This is a genomic window from Secundilactobacillus odoratitofui DSM 19909 = JCM 15043, assembly GCF_001434895.1.
Lineage (GTDB): Bacteria > Bacillota > Bacilli > Lactobacillales > Lactobacillaceae > Secundilactobacillus > Secundilactobacillus odoratitofui.
In genome coordinates, this window is sequence record NZ_AZEE01000028.1 from 218,575 (window position 1) to 239,378 (window position 20,804).

The following is a 20,804-nucleotide window of genomic DNA, read 5'->3' on the forward strand; positions in this document are numbered from 1 at the left end:
ACAACCATACTTTTCCTGGCTAGTAGTATGAAAGCCCGGTATTTCAGCGATTATGTATGACATTTATGGTCTAATGTGATAAGCTGAGAGTGAATTTGTATATGTCGGAAAATGACTATTTGGGAGTAGCATCATTTTTCGAAGCTTGATTTATAAGATAAATTAGATAATTAAATGGGGATGACACGCTCAGCTGCTGATAATTGGAGGTTATCAGTGGCTCGAAGTGCGTCATCTTTTTGTATCTTACAACTAATTGTATCTGGAAGCATATTTCGTTTAATTGACGGCGTTTCCGGTTAAAATTAAGTTAGCAGATGCACTAGGCATAAGAGTTGGGAGCAATCTACTATGACGAAGAGAAAACAAAAAGCGTATGAATTAGCAACACAAACCCGTAAAGAACACTTCAAAATGTTTAAACACAAAGGATCTTGGGCCTTTGTCGAGATTACCGTTGTCACAGGTTTGTTTTTTGGTGTCAACAGTATGGTTGCTCACGCGCAGACTGGGGGGGATGCTGCGTCGGTGACAACTAGTTCAACGAAAACCACGACAAACAATTCGGCGAGTGTGACTAGCAGTACCAACGTGGCGTCAAATACTAGTGACGCTACATCAACTGGTCAGAGTGGCGCTGATTCATCTTCTGTGAGTGCTGAAACTGTCACTGATAATTCGAATACTGGCCAAAACAATACTCAAAGCGAAACGAACACGGCAACCTCTACGGCTAATGATTCAGGTACTTCATTAAATGATGAGACCAAAACTTCTGAGTCAAATAATAGCCAAACTACTACGACTGCCCAGACCACACCAGCGGTTGCTTATAAATCGATGCAGACAAGTGCTGCAAGTACACCGACCACGGCTACAACAACAGCCACTAACCAAGTGACGACAGCTAACTTGAATGGGACTAATATTGCTAATGTGAATGCGGATGGCACGATTAGTACGACGGATGTTAATCGGGTGAGCTATAGTACCGCCGATGAAATTGCGGCTAATTTTATAGCGACCAGAAATGTCAAAAGTAATAACAAAATTACGTCCACGGATTTATCAAGTCAAATTCAAACAGGCACGGTAACTCTAGTTCCAAATGTGGGGACAACTGCTGGGGCGCTCACATTTAATAACCAAATCGATACATCTCAAACCTTTACATTCACAACTGCATTAACGACTAATTTAGGCGATAACAGTGGTGGAGGTCTTGGCATTATTTTGCAACCAGTTGATCCAGCCGACACCGGTGTTGGTCCCGGATCTGATCCTACCGCTGATATTGGCATCTTAGGATTACCAAATACTTATTTCGCAGGTAGAGATGGTTATGCTCACTCCAATGGCGATGTTAACTGGAATACTCTTTCTATCCGCGCAACAGATAAAAATGGTAATTTAAGCACATCTACCCCAGTTTGGAAATCAACGTCAACTTTCAGCACAACGGCGACTGAATACGTCATTTTAAATTGGACACCGACTTTAATTAATAATGACAATACTGTCACTGGCTCACTTGTGTATACGAGTTATAGTGATGCGGCACACACAAAACAAAATCAAACTGTCACCGGAAATGATATTGTCTTGAACCGATCCGAATCAATTGCTGCGTTTGGGGCAACGGGTGGTGTCAGCGCAACTAGAATTGTTTCCGCACCTACTATTACTGCTACAATTGCATCTGTGCCGGTCACTATCAACTACGTGAACGTTGACACTGGTGCAACGATTTCAACCTCAGACGTGACAAACGTCAACATCGGTGAATCACTGACCATCGCAGATACGACTGATTTGTCAACTAATACGGTGGCCCCAAAGGCAATTGATGGTTATCGTTTTGTAAAGGCAATCTCAGGAGACGGCTCATCGACAGTTAACGTCACTAACAGTGTGCTAAATGCGGGAACTTCAAGTAGTTCAGCTAACAACATTACACTATATTACACTAATCAAAATACTTATACTATCCAGCCAGTAGATGGTGCAGGCAACAATATTTCCGGTCTTGGTGCGTTATCAACTACAGGGACGATTGGTTCAACTGTTGCGACTCCAGTGTACGCAGGATATACTGCTGCGAGTTCAACTGTAACTGTACCGAACACTAATGGTGCAACAGTTAAGGTCCTATACGTCGCCCAAAAAGCGGGGACTGTCACTGTCCAATATGTTGGCGCAAATGGCAGTAGTTTACCTACCAGTGTTCAGCCAGCTAGCGTCATACTTGGTAGTGGTACATTAGGTAGCCCGTTTAACGTGGCATCGCCATTGATTGATGGATACGTTGCGAGTCAATCAGCTATTTCCGGTACTTATACGACGGATGCACAAACGATTACTGTCACCTATACGCCAACTAATAATGCTTATACTATTACGCCAGTCGATACAAATGACAATCCGATTGCCGGCTTGGCTCCAACTGGTGGTAATGCTGTGACTGGTCAGACTATAACTTTACCGGATTATTCAGCTCAAGGATACAGTTTAGTTTCCGGTCAAAGTTATACGGTGCAGCCTGGTGTGATTAACTATAATGTGCAGTATTTGCCAATGACTGCGACAATCACCGTGAATTATATTGTCAAAGTTGCAGATGGTACTACAAGCACAACTCAAACGGTGCAGACTGTTGCAACTGGCAACAGCTACAATATCGTCACACCAGTTATTGCCGGTTACACACCTGATATTACGGCAGTAACAGGTGTATATGGCTTTACAGGTTCTGCAAGTCGACAAACAACTTTCACAGTTACTTACACGCCGAATCTGGTTACTGTTAGCTATGTTTTCACCGGTTTGGATGACGCAACTCTAAAAATTGCACAAGCAAGCCCGCAAGGCAAAACCACACAAATGCCAGTCGGAACACCGAATACTGTGCTGGCTCCAGATTTATCAAAATACGGTTATACTTTTGTTCAAAGAATGCAAACTGTCACCATCTCGGCTGACCCAAGCGCCAACGTCATCGTCATCGCTTACAAAGGTAACCCCACCCAAATCACCGTAAATTACGTCGACACAACGGGCAAAATCTTAAGTCCCGCCACGACGCAAACTGGGATCGTAGGTGGTTCATACACGATTACGTCGCCAACTGTTACGGGATATACGCCAAATCAGGCGATGGTATCAGGCACGTACACAGTTGCCAATCAAACGGCTAATAATTCACAACTTACTGTGACCTATAAAGCCAACACAACAATGGTCGCTTACACGATCCAACCAGTCGACGCAAATGGTAATAAAATTAGCAGTTTAACGCCAGTCACTGGTTACGCAGCCGCTGGCACAGTCATTACAGCCCCGGATTACACTAATCAGGGTTATCAATTAGTGACACCAAGCACCGTGACGGTATCGTCAACGCCAAATCAGACGTTGAACGTTACTTATGCACAATTGGTGAACTATACGCTGCAACCAGTTGATGCGAGCGGTAACGCAATCACGACTTTGCCGACGTCAACCGGTAAAGGGGTGGCTGGCAAATCAATTACACCACCAACTTACACGGGCTATAACGTTAATGGAACTTATACTGTGCCAACTGCCAGTGGTGTCGTGAAAGTCATATACACACCGAAAACGATGACGGTCACCATGACGCCCGTTGATGGTAATGGTAATGTGATTTCTGACTTGGCAGTTACCACCTATACCAATATGGCTGGTGGGACGATTATTAACACCTACCCGACGTATGCTGGTTACCAACTCAAAACGACTGGTTCAGTCACTGTGCCAATTAGTGACAATTCAACCTACAATATCCAGGTCACATATTTGAAACAAGCTACAATCAACGTGACTGGGACAAGTAGCGCCACTTATACCGGAGACGTGCAGGCGCCAATCCTTGCCAACTACAAACTGACGTTGCCTGATGGTCGGACTTACACCTTGTCTGCTAGCGACATTACCGCAATCGATGCTAAAGGACAGGTGACCAATGCCATTGACAGTGGGGCTTATTCAGTTGGCTTAACCAGTAGTGCGCTGGCGGCAATTCAGACACAACTGGCTAACAACTACGTCATTACCGCTGCTTCGCCAACTGCCACTTTTACGATTAACAAAAAAGCTGGTACGGCGACAATTGGTACTGGTCAAAAACCCTATGACAACGATCCCCAAACCAACCAAACTGTTTATACAGTTACAATGCCAACGGGCGAAACTGCACCGACTATGACAGCAGATGATTTTGATATTACTGGCATTAATAGCCAAGATGTTGGAAACTACACTATTAAGTTGAGTGACGCTGGACTAGCAAAGTTAAATGAAACCTCTAAGAACTTCAGCTTCACACAGAATAGTGTCAAAGCGGGTTCGTTTAAAATTACTCAAGCAACTGGCACCGTTTCAATTACGGGATATGCCCGCGATTTCGACGGTAGCACAGATGTTGATATTTCCAAACTTGCAGTTTCGGTTCCAAGTGGGGCGAAAATACCAACTTGGACGGCAGCTGATTTCGATTTAAGTTCGGTTAAGAGTGCGAATGTTGGTAATTATAACGTCACGCTTTCAGCAAAGGGTCTCGAAGATTTGAATGCTGTGAATATCAATTTTAGTTTCGCAGCTGGTAACTTAGCCAGTGGGACTTTCCAAATTCTACCTGCTAAAGCCACTGTAAAAATTGGTAATCACGAAAAAAATTATGATAATAATGCTGCGACAGATCCGACTATGTATGATGTGGCATTATCAGAAGGGCTTGTCGCCCCAACTTGGACGGCAGACGATTTTGATTTAAGTGGTATTACGAGTCAGAATGTCGGAACCTATGCAGTAAAATTATCTGACACCGGTGTGCAAAAATTGAAGGCGGCTAACGCGAACTATGCGATTGACGCATCAGTTGTGACAGCCGGACAATTCACCATTAACAAGGCAAAGGTTACGTTAACAGTTCCAACTGAATCGGTTGCCTACACTGGTAAAGCTGTTAGTGCCTTAACACCGGTTATTGAGGGCGTTCCTGAAAAGGGTGAATCGCTCAACGCCTCATTAACCGATATTAGCAAAGCAATTCAGGTCGGCACTTACCCGCTTACCGCAACCGTCAATCAAACTGACAATCCAAATTATCAGGTCACTGTTACGCCAGGATCTTTGACGATTACACCAATTTCTGGTGATGTGATTATTGGTTCTGGTCAAAAACTTTATGACGGCGATGTGAACACTGATTCGAAAATTTTTGATGTAACTTTGCCAAACTTGGCCATTGCGCCAACTTGGACACCGGCTGATTTTGATTTGAGTGGCATCACCTCTCAAAACGCGGGTCGTTATTCGGTTACCTTATCTGATCAGGGCTTGACTGATTTAAACAAGATCAACCCGAACTTCGTGTTTACTGAGGACAATATTAAAGCTGGCACCTTTACCATCAATAAAGCGTCAATCACAATTACAGCACCAACCTTGTCAAAAATATATGACGGCAAGGCTTATATTAGTGCGGACGTAAAAGCAAAAGTGATTGTCACTAAACCTGCTTTGGGTGTTGCGCCGGTTTATACTTTGACAGATACTAACCAGTGGACTAGTGCTGGTACTTACAATCTGACAATCAGCACTGACGAAAATCAGAACGGCAATTACGACATTACCGTCAAACCTGGTCAATTAACAATTACTCAAGCCCAAGGCATCGCTTCAGTGGTTTCAACTTCCAAACCTTGGGACAATAACGCAGCAACTGATCCAACGACATTTGACGTCAAAGTTGCTGATGGTTTAACCAACCCAACCAATTGGGAAGCGTCAGACTTTGATGTAACTGGTATTACTAGCCAGAAAGTTGGCAGTTATCCAGTTAAGCTGACTGCCGCGGGAATTTCAAAACTAGAAGCTGCTAATCTAAACTACACGTTTACGAACGGTGTCACTGCGGGGACCTTTACGATTGCTCAACTCACCCCGCAAATTCACATTGGTGACGGTAGCAAAGTTTATGATGGTGTTGTAGGTACTGAAGGTAAAGTCTTTGACGTAACTTTTGACAGTAAAATTGCCAAATTGATTGCGATGCCGACCTTTGATGCCTCCGACTTTGATACTAGTGATGTTGGTAAGGACGCTAAGATTTACACGGTGACATTGAACAGTCAGGGATTGGGCAAATTGCAGGACCTAAACCCTAACGTTGCATTTAAATCTGAGAACTTAATCGCAGGTCATTTCACAATTCTCAAACGACCTGCTACAATCACTGGACCAACCATGACAAAGGTTTATGGGACGTCAGATTTCACTACCACCCAGGATGTGGTAACAACAGGTGTAATAGATGGTGAAACGTTAAAATACGCCTTAGCGGAAACCTCTGAATCAGACGCCGGAACGCATGATCTTGACGTTATCGTTGGCGATAATCCAAACTATACTGTAACGACCCAAAGCGGGCATTACATCATTACACCGGCAACGGCTACCATTCAGATTGGTGACGTAACCAAAGTGTATGACGGTACAGCTACCACGGACCCAACTACTTTTACGGTGACATTGCCTGAAGGTGTCAAGGCTCCGTCGTGGCAAGCAGTGGACTTTGATCTCAGTGGCATCACCAGTCAGGATGTTGGTGAATACGAGATCAAATTATCACAGACAGGTCTGGACGATTTAAACGCGCAAAATTCTAACTATCTTTTCACACAGGATAACGTCACTGCAGGTACGTTCAGCATCACAAAAACACCGATTACAATTACCGCAAATGACATTGTAAAAACCTACGATGATCAGCCCGCATCAACACCAACTGCCACGGTTTCTGGTCTGACAGCGAACATGGTAGACGTGGTGTATTCACTTAATGCTGAAGAATTGAAGAATGATATCAACGCCGGTAATTACAATATTACTGTCACAGCGTTAGAAAATGAGAATAAGAATTATACGATTACAACCAATCCGGCGAAGTTGATTATTAATCAGCAGGCTATCGGTGTCGAACTTGGCACGGCGACAAAACCCTATGATAATGATCCAAGTACTGATCCGAAGCAGGTGGCAGTGAAACTAGCCGATGGCCTTACTGCACCAACTTGGACGGATGATGACTTTGTAGTTGAAACCCATGACCAATCAGTTGGCAATTATGCCGTGACGCTTAGTGACAAGGGTATTGACGCCTTAAACACCGCAAACCCTAACTATACATTCGAAAAATCGTTAGTGGTTGCAGGTGTGTTTAGTATTACCCAAGCTGCCGGTACAATGACGATTGAACCTCGGAGTAAAACCTACGATGGCGACACTAGTACTGATCCCGCCGATAACGCGTTAGTTGTTGATTTACCTACTAACGCAGTTCGGCCCGAATGGCAAGATGGTGATTTCACCGGTCTGACGAGTGAAAACGTGGGTGACTACATCATTACTTTGACGGCCCAAGGACTCAAACGCCTTCAGGATGCAAACCCTAACTTTTCATTTAAGGCTTCAAGCATCACAGCGGGAACTTTCTCAATTACTCCTGCTGAAATTACGATTCAAGCGCCAACGCTAACGAAAGTATATGATGGTCAGGCCTATCAAGGGGCTATCTCTGCCACGGTCACCGGCGTGCCGACAAAGGGTGTCACACCAGTCTTCACGTTGAGTGATATTTCGAAACAAACCAACGTTACGACAACGCCTGTCGCAATCAATGTCTTCCCGACTGAAGGAGCCAATGGTAACTACATGTTTACCACTACTGCTGGACAACTGACGATTACGCCAGCGGATGCCACAATCACTGCTATAACTGGCACGAAAGTTTACGACGGTAATACTGATGTCACTAATAGCGATTTTACCGTCACTTTAGGCCAAGGTTTAGTTGCGCCAGCAGATGGTTTTACTGTGGCCGACTTTGATGTGGACGGTATTACTAGTGCTGATGTAGGAACTCAATATACGATTAGCCTAAGCGCTGATGGACAGAAAAGACTGGCTGAGGCTAATCCAAATTACACGATTACGAATGCTGGATTGAAAGGTAACTTTACGATTACGCCGGCCACTGCCACAGCTTCAATCAATGGCGTCACAAAATCCTATGATGGTGATAGTTCAACTGATCCAAAACAATACACTGTGGAAGTTAACGGTGTTGATGGTCAGAAGACAGTGACATTGGATGCAAAATACTTTGCAATTAAGAATACTGGTCAAAATGTTGGTAATTATACTGTCTCGCTGACTGGTGATGGACTAGCTGAACTTCAATCACAATTTCCAAATTATACGATTGGCCAGGTTAGTGACGGTCAATACTCAATTACACCGGTTACAATTACGGGTTCACTGAGTGATTGGAAAGATACTTTTGGTCAGCAACACAATCCAGTCAGTGCAGTGCAATGGGCAAACCTACCAAATAAGGGTGATAAACCAGTTTACAGCATAACCGACACTACCAAGTTGACTGCAGTTGGCAACTACCAGGTCGTGATTACCGCCAGTCAGGCCGATAATCCAAACTACTTGATCCAAACCTCACCAGCGACCTACCATATCGTGAAAGCTGAAGGAATGGCAACTATCGAGGCTGCCACCAAGGTTTTTGACAACGATCAAATTACTGATCCTGCGACGTATACGGTGACGCTTAATTCTGGTGCAACTAATGTTGCCTGGACAGCTGATGATTTTGCTGACGACAATGCTACTGACCAAAATGTGGACAGTGTGCACCACATTACGCTTACCACCGCTGGATTAGCAAAATTGAATGAGGCTAATCAAAATTATTTCTTTACTGGATCGACCGAAGCTAATACTACAAGTGGAAGTTTAACGATCACACCTCGGCCGGTCACAATTACAGCGCCAACAATCATAAAGACCTTTGACAGTAACCCGTATTCAGGCGAAGTTATGGCACAGGTGGACGGGCAAGTAGACAGTTCACCAGTTATTTACAGTCTTGACAGTGTTAGTGATGATATAGATCAGGGTACTTACACCATTGGCGTCAAATATGATGAAAGTGCCAACGCTAACTACACAATTACCGCTGAGGCTGGCTCACTCACGATTAATCACATCTTGGCGACTCTAACAGTTAACACAAGTAGCCCCAAAACTTACGATGGCAAAAACGATGTAGATACTTCAATACTCACAGTTAGTCTACCTGGTGGATTAACGCCACCCGAATTATCTGCTTCTGACTTCGATTTTACTAACGTTGGAACGGACGTCGGCGATTATCAGATTTCGTTGACAAAAGCTGGAATTGATAAATTAAACACCATTAATAAAAATTACCAGTTTGATTTATCTCGTGTAAATTCAGGTACTTTTAGCATTATACAAGCAAAAGGAACGGCTACTATTCAAGGTGGCACAGCTGGTTATAATGGTGATGCTTCCACTGATCCGAAGACGTTTAATGTTACTTTGTATTCAAATGAAGTTGCCCCTGAAGGTGGTTGGGTGGCTAGTGACTTTACTGGTATTGCTAGCCAAAATGTTGGGACCTATTCCATTCAACTCACGCAATCTGGGTTGAATCGGTTGAATGCTGCCAATCCGAACTATATTTTTAATTTGGATGATATTACTCCAGGAAATTATGTTATTACAAAAGCGAATGTGACGATTACTGCGCCAACACTGACTAAAATTTACGATGGTAAGGCCTATTCAGGTGACTATCAACCGACTATCACCGGTCAACCTGCTTCTGGAGATAAGCTTGTTTACAAATTAACGGATATTTCTCAGTACACTGATGTAAAACAGACGCCAGTAGTAATTACGGTCGATCCTGGCGATAATCCAAACTATAACGTTACTCCTGTTAATGGCAAGTTAACCATTACAAAGGCTTCAGCCAGTGTCTAATCTATCACTGGCAGCAAAGTTTATGATGGCTCCGGGGTGACTTCTGCTGAGGGTATTCAAGTCAGCCTCTCGACGGGAATTGTTCCACCAGAAAATGGGTGGCAACTTGATGACTTTGATGTATCACATGTTGATACTGACGCCGGTACCTATACAATCAAACTAAGTGATACGGGTCTTTCGAGGTTGCAACAACAAAATCCAAACTATGCGATAACAGATGACACGACGTCGGTGACGGGAAATTATCAAATTCTTAAAGCGGACGCCAATGCTCAAATTGTGTCACCTGGGGATAAAACATATGATGGCATCTCAGATACTGATCCTAAAACTTATGACATTATCATTAATGGTGATAAAACTAAGAAAGTGACATTAGATAAGTCATATTTCACAGATAACAACGGTAATGAAGACGTTGGTACCTACACGATTGCTCTAACTGGTGAAGGATTCAGTGCGTTGCATGATGCATTTCCAAACTATGATTTCACTGCAGATAGCGTTAAAACTGGTTCATTTAAGATTACACCAGCACCTGTGACTTTGAGCTTTGAGAATTGGTCGGATGATTATGGTCAGCCGACAACACTCAGTAACAAACAGGCAATTATCTATTATGGTAAGCCAGAGAAGGGTACTGACATCAAGGCCAGTTTGACTGACAATTCAATGGACACAAACGCCGGCACTTACACCATAGACATCAGTGTTGATACGAACGCCAATCCGAACTACACAATCACAACGCAGTCTGGTACGTACATCGTCAACCAAATTCCTGGGTCCGTTACGATTAGTAATAAAACCAAGACCTACGATGGCGATGAGTCCACGGACCCAGACATTTATGATGTACAACTCAACGATGGCGCCACTGATGGCGTCACTGATATCAACTGGCAATCTAGTGATTTTGAAGATACTAACGCTGATAATCAAAATGCCGGTAGTACGCACACAATTACTTTGTCGCAAAGTGGTTTAGATCGACTCAATGCGGCTAATCGGAACTTTAAATTTAATGCGAGTGTTGTTACTACAGGCACTTTAACAATCAACAAGGCGCCGATTACGATTACTGCACCGACTGTTTCGAAAATTTATGATGGACAGGCTTATGGTGACTTGCCTGCTGCAACTGTGATTGGTTTACCAGCCAAGGGAGTTGCCCTAAATTACGACCTGACAGACGTTTCAGGTGACACAGAGGCTAATGAAGGGTATGCAATTGATGTCCTGAATTATTCGGATAACAATCCTAACTATGACATTGCTCCGGTTGCTGGAAAATTAACCATCCAAAAGAAGTCTGTAGTAGCAACTGTGGAAGATTACACGCGACCTTATGATGCTACGAAGAACGTTGACTGGCAGACATTAGTGACCCTGCCAGAAGACACAAACCTTCCGTCTGACTGGTCAGAAGCTGATTTCGACTTCTCTGCAGTTGAATCGGATGCTGGCAGTTACGCCATTACGTTGAATCAAGACGGAATTACCGCCTTGAATAAAACCAACCCTAATTATCAATTTGATTTGGCCACAACCAAGGCAGGTACCATGACCATTACAAAGGCCCCAGGTCAATTGTCAATTAGTGGTGGCGAGAAAGTTTACGATGGTGATTCCACCAATGTTCCAAGTGTTTTTGATGTGACCTTACCCGAAAATGACCAAACTCAAATTGATTGGCAAGCTGGTGATTTTACAGGTATAACTAGCAGTAATGCAGGAACGTATACAGTAACCTTGAGTGCTGCAGGACTAGTGCGACTCAATGCTGCTGATAAAAATTATCAGTTTACGTCAGATCCTGAAAGTATGACGCCAGGTATCTACAAGATTGACGTCCGAAACATTACGATCACAGCGCCAACTTTGACTAAAGTTTATGATGGTAACCCGTACCAAGGTGATTATGCGGCTACTATTACTAATACGGTTGACGGCTCAGCATTACCAAGTACGGCAGTTAAACCTACGTATAGTTTGACTGATATTACTGGGGATAAGAAAGCTACTGATAGTCCAATTGAAATTACGGTTGATGCTGATGCAAATGCAAACTATATCATTACGCCTGTTTCAGGTAGCTTAACCATTACCAAAGCACCAATGAGCATTACTTCAATTGCCGGTGGTAAAGTTTACGACGGTCAAGAATTAACTAATGCGAGCGACATTACTGTAACTGTGCCCAATCAGTTAAAACAGGTGGATTGGGATGTGTCTGATTTTACTGTTACGAAACCAAGTGCCAACAAAGGCCAATATTTAATTGGACTGAGTGAAGCTGGTCAGGGTAAATTGACTGCGGCTAATCCAAACTATGACATTCAAAATCTAGACATCACAGGTCAATATGTAATCAATCAGGCTGTTGGAGCTGCGCAGTTGGATACTTCTGCTGAAAAACCATATGATGGTCTGGACGGCACGAATCCGTCCACTTTCAACTTGTACGTCAATGGTGATACAACCAATCCACTAAAGCTGACTAGCGACCAATTTGTGATTGCCGGGAATAGTCAAAACGTGGGCACGTACACAGTTTCATTAACGTCAGCTGGATTAGATGCTTTAAAGACTGCCTATCCAAACTACACATTTAAAGATACAGATATCCAAGACGGTAGTTTTACGATTACACCAATGGCTATCACGATTGCAGCGCCTACTTGGTCGGATACTTATGGTGAAAAGGGCCAAATTCCAGCTTGGACGGCCGATAAAACTTTAACTGGTGTTCAACCGGACGTCACAATCACCCCAACTGCTGATATCAAAAATGCTGGACAATATGACATTACAATTTCTTACCAAGCTGATAGTTCGGTTAATAAGAATTACATCATTACGACTGTGCCGGGTAAGTATACGATTAATGAGGCTATTGGTTCGGTTAAAATTGCGGATGCTAGCAAAGTTTATGATGGTAATGCAGCGACCGATGCTCAAATTTATCAGGTTACACTCGATGACGATGCAAAGAATGTTAACTGGGCAACTACCGACTTCAGTGTTGACAATTCAGAAGGTCAACATGTCGGTAGCAAGCATACAATTACGCTCAGCGCTGCTGGACTGGCTAAACTTAATACTGCCAACACTAATTACACTTATGATGTTTCCAGTGTGCATGTTGGCACTTTGACAATCTCTAAAGCAAAAGTTCAGATAGTCGGTCAATCCGTCTCTAAAGTCTATGATGGTAATGCATATGATCAGTCAAAGCTTGAGCAGGCGGTACAGGTAAATGGCCAACCAGTTCTTGGTGATAAAGTTATATACACTGTGGCTGATATGAGTCAAACCGTGGATGTCGGAAAAGATTACACAATCGGGATAACTGCTACAGCTGAAGATAATCCAAATTACGACATCACTGAAATAACTAATGGTACCTTAACAATCACGCCAAAACCGATTTCAGTTAACTTGTCGAGTGGTAGTACGACGTATGGTGATGATTATTTCGATGCCACCACGATGATACCAAGTATTAGTACTGGAGATACCTTAAATGTACCATCCGATTGGACGAACGTCGATTATGCCTTACCTGATTTAACAAGCAGTAACGTTGGTGACTACATGGTTACATTATCATCGGATGGTGTAGATGCTTTGAAGGCTGCTAATTCCAATTATGAGTTTGATAACGCATCCGGTACGCTAACAATTGATAAAAAACAAATCTCAGTTACTGCCATCTCTGGTACTAAAGTTTATGACGGAACAACACTCGCTGATCCCTCAACCATTAGTGTCACACTGTCAGATGGACTGGTGACACCACCATTAACGAGTAAAGATTTTGATATCAATATTGCGCCTGGTGGAGATGTCGGAAATTACGATATCACGTTGAATGCACAGGGAATCAAGGATTTAAACGCAATCTATCCTAACTACGACTTTAGTTCTGAACGCATGGTAACGGGCAGTTACGAAATTACAAAGGCTCCAATCACCATCACAGCGCCAAATGTCACAAAACAATACGATGGAAATGGCTATGATAAACCGTTAATTCCAACGTTTATTGGTCTACCGACTAGTGGTGTGACACCCGATTATGTGATTAACGGCAAGGATGCAGTTGATGCAGGACAACATGATCTGTTGGTTTCTGTTGACGCTAATTCGCATTCAAATTACACAATCACCACTAATCCAGGTAAATTGACGATTACCCAAAAGCCGGTTACTGCTGAAATGGGCACAAATTCTGTTGTCTATGGTACTTACGTAGATCAGGAACCAATTTTTCAGTTTACCGATTCAGGTGGTAATATTGTGGCTGCCAATACTCCTTTGTTGACAAGTGATGATATTCAAGTTGATGGCGGGGCCGATTTCGCCAAAACCGTCAACGTTGGCAAGTATGTCGTTCAACTGACTACCGCTGGTATCCAAAAGCTAAGGGATGCCAACCCGAACTACGACTTGACCATTATCGACGGTGGCTATTGGGTAACGCCAGCCACCAAACATTTAACGGTAATTGGTGGTACACGCCTCTACGATGGTACTTCAGGTGTGACTTCAGCAGATCATTTTACAATTCAGGCCTCAGACGGGGTTACTATTCCGAAATTTGACAGCAACGCCTTTGATACATCGCAAGTTGGTCAAGATGCTGGTCGATATAATGTTAAATTGACTGCGGTTGGCCTAGATGAATTGAACAAGGCTAACAAAAATTACCAGTTTACGTTAAGTGATATTGATGATGGCACTTACACGATCATACCAAAATCGGTTACCGTGACTGGACCAGATTATGAAGACCAAACTTATACAGGTGAACCAATCACAAGCGTCATGAATTCTACCATCAGTGGATTGGTACCAGGTGAGCAATTGACGATTACGGAACCTGATTTAAGCCAGGTCATTAACGTTGGCACATACACGCTAACGCCAATCGTGGGCACAAACCTTAATTACAACATTACTGTCGTACCAACGACTGTAACCATCAACAAGGCCAAAGTTCACGTAAGCTTCTCTGAATATGGGCTTGGTAAGTACTATGACGGTGATACCAGCATTGTGCCACAGACGTTTGTTTTAACCGCTGATAATCCAGATTTTACAATACCAGAAATGACGTCAACCGATTTTGACACAACTGGAATCACTAGCCAAAACGTTCATGACTACCCCGTCAAGCTGAGTACTGCTGGACTTGCCAAATTGACTTCAGCAAATCCAAATTACGAGGTGGATGCAAACGAAGGTCTGTTTGCCATTGTTAAAGCACCGGTCATTATTACGATGCCAAACATTGTGAAGCAGTATGATGGCCAGCCGGTTACTGATTTGACAGACCAAATTGATATTAGCGGTGTGCCGGCCAAAGGTGTTGCACTGGACTACACACCAACCGATGTCAGTCAAGTTACCGAGGTCAATACCGGTTCGCCGTTGACTTTAACGGCAAAATTCGACGAAAACACTAACTCAAACTACGACATTCAGGTCACGCCTGGCACACTGACCATCAATCGTGCTGATGGTTCGGCCAAAATTGAGGGTGGTACCCAGACGTATAACGGTACTTTGCCAACCGTCTTCACGGTGACATTGCCAACATCGATTGCCAGCCAAGCGTCAGTTAAATGGGAAGCTTCGGACTTTGTTGTAACGAGTTCGACAGGTTTAACTAATGGACAAGTTGGTGACTACACCGTTAACTTATCTGATGCTGGACTAGCAAAGCTCAATTCAACTTTCACCAACTATCAATTCAGTTCCGGTAGTATTCAACCCGGCACGTATCACGTGACGCCGGCAACGGGGAACATCACGATTGGAACAACACAAACGGTTTACGCCAAAGATGCCGACCTAAAGGCTGGTTTAGCCAGTCTGGTAACCGTAACTGATAAAACAGCGAAAATTGATTGGACGGATGATGACTTTGTGGTCACACCAGCCGAAGGTCAGGCTGACGGCTCAGTCGGGCGTCATAGCGTGACACTCAGTGATGCTGGTTTGGCTAAGTTAGCTGCTGCATCACCGAACTACCAGTATGGCCGAGATCACGAAACTGCCGGCACTTTAAACGTTACGGCTGCTCACGGAACGATTACACTCGGCACGGCTTCGAAAGTTTACGATGGTGAAAAGTATGTTGTTGGCGCAGTTCCGAGCGTAACGCTGCCAGATGGTGTCATTTTACCGACGACGTTAGCTCAGACACCTAACGATTTTGATTTCGATGCGATTCCAAGTCAAAACGTGGGGTCCTATGATTTGTCCTTGTCTCAAGCTGGTATTGACGCAATCAACGCTGCCAATCCCAACTACTTCTTCACACTAAGTGACGTTGTGGCAGGTAAGTACATGATCACCCGAGCACCAATTACCATTAATGCACCAACCATCACCAAAGTGTACGACGGGCTTTCATATGAGGGTGACGATGCCAATGCGATGGTTTACGGCATGCCCAACTATGGTGAGCCGTTACGAATCACCTTCACCGATATTAGCAATGATGTGAATGTCGGTGAGTACGACCTGGGGGTTAGTGCGCATGAGTATTTGAACCCTAATTATTCGTTTACGGTTAATCCTGGCAAATTAACCATCACCAAAGCGCTTGGGGTTGTCACTAGTATGACCACAACTAAGGTCTATGACGGCGACGCAACTACTGATCCAACCGTCCTGCAAGTCACTCTGCCAGAAGGTGAGGTAGCGCCTGAATGGACAGCCGAGGACTTTGATTTCAGCCACGTTGATAGTCAAAACGCTGGTCGTTACGAGGTTCAATTAACACAGGCGGGCGTGGCAGCGCTCAACGCGGTTAATCCAAATTACAATTTCACAACCGAAACTATTCTGCCAGGCACATTTACCATCACACCGGCAACGATCACGTTAAGTGTGCCAACCATGACGAAGACCTTTGATGGTACGCCGTACAGTGAACCAACTAAAGTTGTTGTAACTGGTTTGCCGGCAATGGGCGTAATACCGGTGGCTGAATTGTCAGATTACAGTCAATTGACTGCTGCCGGGACCTATCCCGTATCAGTGATTGCGAATGCGGCTGACAATCCTAACTACACGTTAAACTTGGTTGCGGGGAATTTGGTAATCAAGCAGGCCAACGGAACGGCAGTCATTTCTGACAGTGGTAAGACTTACGACCATGATGCGACTAAGTTGCCAACGGATTTAACCGTTAAACTGCCAGAGCTTGCGGTAGCACCGAAGTGGACACAAGCCGATTTTGATTTTAGCGGGATTACCGACCAATCTGTTGGCACGTATCCAATCAATTTAAGTCAACAAGGGTTGGCAAAATTAAACGCAGTTAACCCGAACTATGTCTTTGATGGGGCGGCAGGTAGCTACACGATTTCGCCTGCCGAAGCCAGCGTAACTGTGTCAGATGCGACTAAGCCTTACGATGGGAATGCAGATCATTTACCAACTGGTCTTAGTGTGACATTGCCTGATGGCCTTGATACACCGGTGCTGGATAGTAGCGACTTTGATTACACTGGCATTACGTCGCAAAACGTTGGCCATTATCAGTTGACGCTGAGTGAAGCCGGAATTGACAAGTTAAATCAGGCTAATCCAAACTACCACTTTGACTTAAACAACGTTACGCCTGGTGATTACGCGATTACACCGGCTAAACTGAAGGTTGGCGATGTTAGCTTAACGGTTTCAGATAAGCAATATGACGGCCACGGCTTGACGGACTTACCAAAGGTTTACTTGTTCAAAGAACAGGTCTTAGCAGCGTGGACAACTGAAGATTTCACAACCACTGCTAATCCGGATGTTGGGACGTACACTGTCACCTTAAGTCAATCCGGCCTGGATAAGCTGAGTGCACAGTATCCAAATTACGTCTTCAACGTCAACGCTGTCACTGCCGGCCGTTATCAAATCACACCTAAACCTGTGATCGATCAGATTTTTGTGGGTGACGGTAGCAAAGCTTACGATGGTACGACCCAACTGAGCAAGCCAGTACAAGTCACATTGCCGACTGGCTGGGTATCACCCGACTGGTCGACCGAAGATTTTACAACGTTGAGCAGCAGTCATGTGGGCGATAGCGAGATTGGGTTGAGTCAAGCTGGGTTAACTCAGCTAGCACAGCTGAACCCGAACTACGATGTGACGCAAGCCAGTGTCGTCAAAGGCATTTACCACGTCACGCCGGCAATTGCGACGATTGTTGTTAATAATCAAACTCGGGCTGAAGATGCCAGTGATGGGCCACTGTCAGCTAGTGTAACGGGTGTCGTAACTGGGGATGTTTTAAATTATCAAATAACCCGTCAGGCAGGTCAGACTGTTGGTCAATATCCAATTAGTGTTGTGTTAGGTGACAATCCGGACTACCACGTTCTCGTAGTACCTGGGGTCTTAACGATTACGACCACAGCTACTTCGAATAACGAAGGCGGTAGTGGAACACAACAGCCGACTGGCAAGCAAACGACAGGTAACCAGACTGGTGGTAATGATCAGTCCAACCCAACGAAACCTGGCAATGGTCATACGACCAAACCAGGAGACATTGGCGGCACGACTCATAAACCAGCACACATTAAAGCTGAAAAGCCTCAAGCACAGTTGCATCCGGCAACTAAACAGGCCTCTGGTCAACGATCAAAGCAGGGTGCTGCTAATGGTGAACTCACATCGACTAGCAGAATGCCTAAGGGTAACAGTTGGTCAACGACCCCGGCCCAACCGTTTGTTCATCAGCACCATGACGCGATTCAACAAGCGGCTGAGGATCAAGCTACAGGTAAGCAGGCCATATTACCGCAGACCGATGAAACTAAGGACAGCCCGCTGGTCTTCATTGGTTCGTTGCTCCTCAGTCTGCTTGGACTGAGTGGGGTACGACGGAAAAAGAAACAAGATTAAAAGTACAGATACGTTAATCTAGTGATACAAAAGGCGACACCATTCATATTCGGAATGGTGTCGCCTTTTTGTATTTTGATTTGAAAGTCATGAATTGCCATGACCGAAATTAAGTGCAAAAAAAGACGACCGATTTGGTCGTCTTTTGTGTTACTTTACTTTGATGACTTAGAAGAACTGCTTGTGGTCAAGTAGTCTGCTAAGACGTTTTGTAATTGACTATCCTTGATTGAGACGTTACCCTTCTTGAGCACTTTTGAAACCACGCTCTTCAAAGTAGCACTGTCGTTCATCCGGTTGTCATAAATTTGGCTCTTAAGTTCTGATTCGTGTTGCTTGTAAGTACCCTTACCTGGGTTGTTGTCCATCTTGATGATGTGGTAACCATAAGAGGTCTTTACCGGGGTAGTGGTGTATTGACCGGTCTTTAACTTGAAGGCAGCCTTCTTAAAGGTTGAGTCAAGTGAAGTATCGGTGTTATCAAAGGCGTCTAACTTACCGCCCTTGTTCTTAGTTGCTGAATCAGTGGAGTACTTCTTAGCAAGTGAGGCGAAGCTCTTACCAGCCTTGAGTTCCTTGATAACTTTTTCAGCGGTTGACTTCTTAGAAACTAAGATGTGAGATACGGTAACCTTTGGTTGGTAACTCTTAAATTGCTTCTTAAGTTGGGCAGTTGTCACTGTGGTATCAGCTTTAACGGCTTCTTTAAGAAGTAAGTTACTGCGAATCTGTTCTTTCAATTGTGAAGCGGTCATCCCACTTTGAGAAAGGACACTGCTAAATGATGAACCGTATTGCTTCTTGTAAGCATTGTATTGCTTCGTTACTTCAGACTTCTTAACCTTGTCACCAAATTGCTTTTCTAGCACTTTGTTCAAGATCATCTGTTGTAAGACTTGCTTACCACTTGAGGTGTTCTTCAAGCTACTGTAAAATTGACTTTCAGTAATTTTACCGCCTGAAGTGGTGGCAACTGTTTTGCTACCACACGCAGCAAGTGTCAAACTTAACATGACACCAGCAAGAGCAATGAACCATTTTTTCATTCCGAAAACACATCCATTTCTTTGATTTTGGATTCATCCCATTGGGACATCTTACTTAATATAACATAAACCTTTAATAAATATCACTGGTTAAGGGAACTTAATAAAAATTGAAAAGGTTGTTCACAAATTATTCATGAGATAAATTGTTATTTTCCAGTGATGCAAGGCGGTCGTTAATGAGATCAAAATGTGGTTTGATTTTAAACTCAAATTCATTAGCCGCTATTTGCAAACTATCGATAGCTGGCTGTGCCTTATCCAGTTCCGCTTGCAACTGATTCAATCGGTCTGAAACGACCTGTTCTTGACGAACAACTTCTGAAAGTTGTTCTTTCTTGGCTTTGGCAGTCTGCCAAGTTTCGGTCGCAAAATCAACGGGTGATTGTCGCTTGTTGATTAGGTGCATGGTCAGCATGGCACCACCAGTTAGTAATATACTCGTAAGGAATCGTTTCATAATAAGTCACTCCAAGTTTCAGAATTGGGCCTTAATGTCATTTTGAATCTTAGTGTAACTGGCCTCGTCATAGTTGCCACTGTTGTCTTTGAAAATCATGGCGAAATCATCGTGGTCAGTGTAACGTGGCACTAAGTGAATGTGTGAGTGGAACACTGACTGATAAGCAACGGTACCATTATTGTTGAGGATGTTCATGCCTTTAATGGCAGGATTAGAGGCTTTGACTGCGTTGGCGATAGCTGGAATCTTACTGAACACTGTCGCAGCCAAGTCTGCATCGTAGGCAAAAATATCTGGGATGTGAGTCTTGGGAATAACCAAGGTGTGGCCCGGTGTGCCTTGAGAGATGTCCAAAAAGGCCTTTACATCGTCATCTTCGTAGACGGTGTAGCTTGGAATGTCGCCCTTAATAATTTTGCAGAAAATACAATCATCATCGTAATTATGAATCATAGTGGTTCCTCCTTTGACAGCTATAAAGTTGCCTT

General features: G+C 43.9%; 5 protein-coding genes. 2 read left to right on the plus strand and 3 right to left on the minus strand.

Features of this window, described 5'->3' with window-relative positions; all coding sequences use genetic code 11:
* The first annotated feature begins 351 nt into the window (after positions 1-351).
* Both FD04_RS06035 and FD04_RS06040 read left to right on the plus strand, forming a co-directional pair.
* Positions 352-9,885 (plus strand): MBG domain-containing protein, encoded by a 9,534-nt coding sequence (locus tag FD04_RS06035; RefSeq protein ID WP_056947710.1) that lies wholly within the window; start codon positions 352-354, stop codon positions 9,883-9,885.
* A gap of 3 nt (positions 9,886-9,888) precedes the next feature.
* Positions 9,889-18,807 carry an MBG domain-containing protein gene (locus FD04_RS06040; protein WP_268873327.1) on the plus strand — a complete coding sequence of 2,973 codons (8,919 nt, stop codon included), beginning with the start codon at positions 9,889-9,891 and terminating at the stop codon, positions 18,805-18,807.
* A 155-nt stretch (positions 18,808-18,962) separates the two neighbouring features.
* Here FD04_RS06040 and FD04_RS06045 read toward each other — a convergent pair whose 3' ends face one another.
* The 3 genes from FD04_RS06045 to FD04_RS06055 form a co-directional block, all read right to left on the minus strand.
* Entirely contained in the window at positions 18,963-19,853 is an 891-nt protein-coding gene (locus FD04_RS06045; protein WP_054699937.1) for a peptidylprolyl isomerase PrsA, read from the minus strand.
* A gap of 130 nt (positions 19,854-19,983) precedes the next feature.
* Positions 19,984-20,313, minus strand: coding sequence for a hypothetical protein (locus tag FD04_RS06050; protein ID WP_054699939.1), 330 nt, complete (start codon positions 20,311-20,313; stop codon positions 19,984-19,986).
* Positions 20,314-20,331: 18 nt separating this feature from the next.
* Positions 20,332-20,769 carry an HIT family protein gene (locus tag FD04_RS06055; RefSeq protein ID WP_054699941.1) on the minus strand — a complete coding sequence of 146 codons (438 nt, stop codon included), beginning with the start codon at positions 20,767-20,769 and terminating at the stop codon, positions 20,332-20,334.
* Between the last annotated feature and the right edge of the window lie 35 nt (positions 20,770-20,804).

Excerpts from the sequence above, each read along its gene's own strand:
- FD04_RS06035 (WP_056947710.1), top strand. The coding sequence starts at position 352 with ATGACGAAGAGAAAACAAAAAGCGTATGAATTAGCAACACAAACCCGT.
- FD04_RS06045 (WP_054699937.1), bottom strand. The coding sequence starts at position 19,853 with ATGAAAAAATGGTTCATTGCTCTTGCTGGTGTCATGTTAAGTTTGACA.
- FD04_RS06050 (WP_054699939.1), bottom strand. The coding sequence starts at position 20,313 with ATGAAACGATTCCTTACGAGTATATTACTAACTGGTGGTGCCATGCTG.
- FD04_RS06055 (WP_054699941.1), bottom strand. The coding sequence starts at position 20,769 with ATGATTCATAATTACGATGATGATTGTATTTTCTGCAAAATTATTAAG.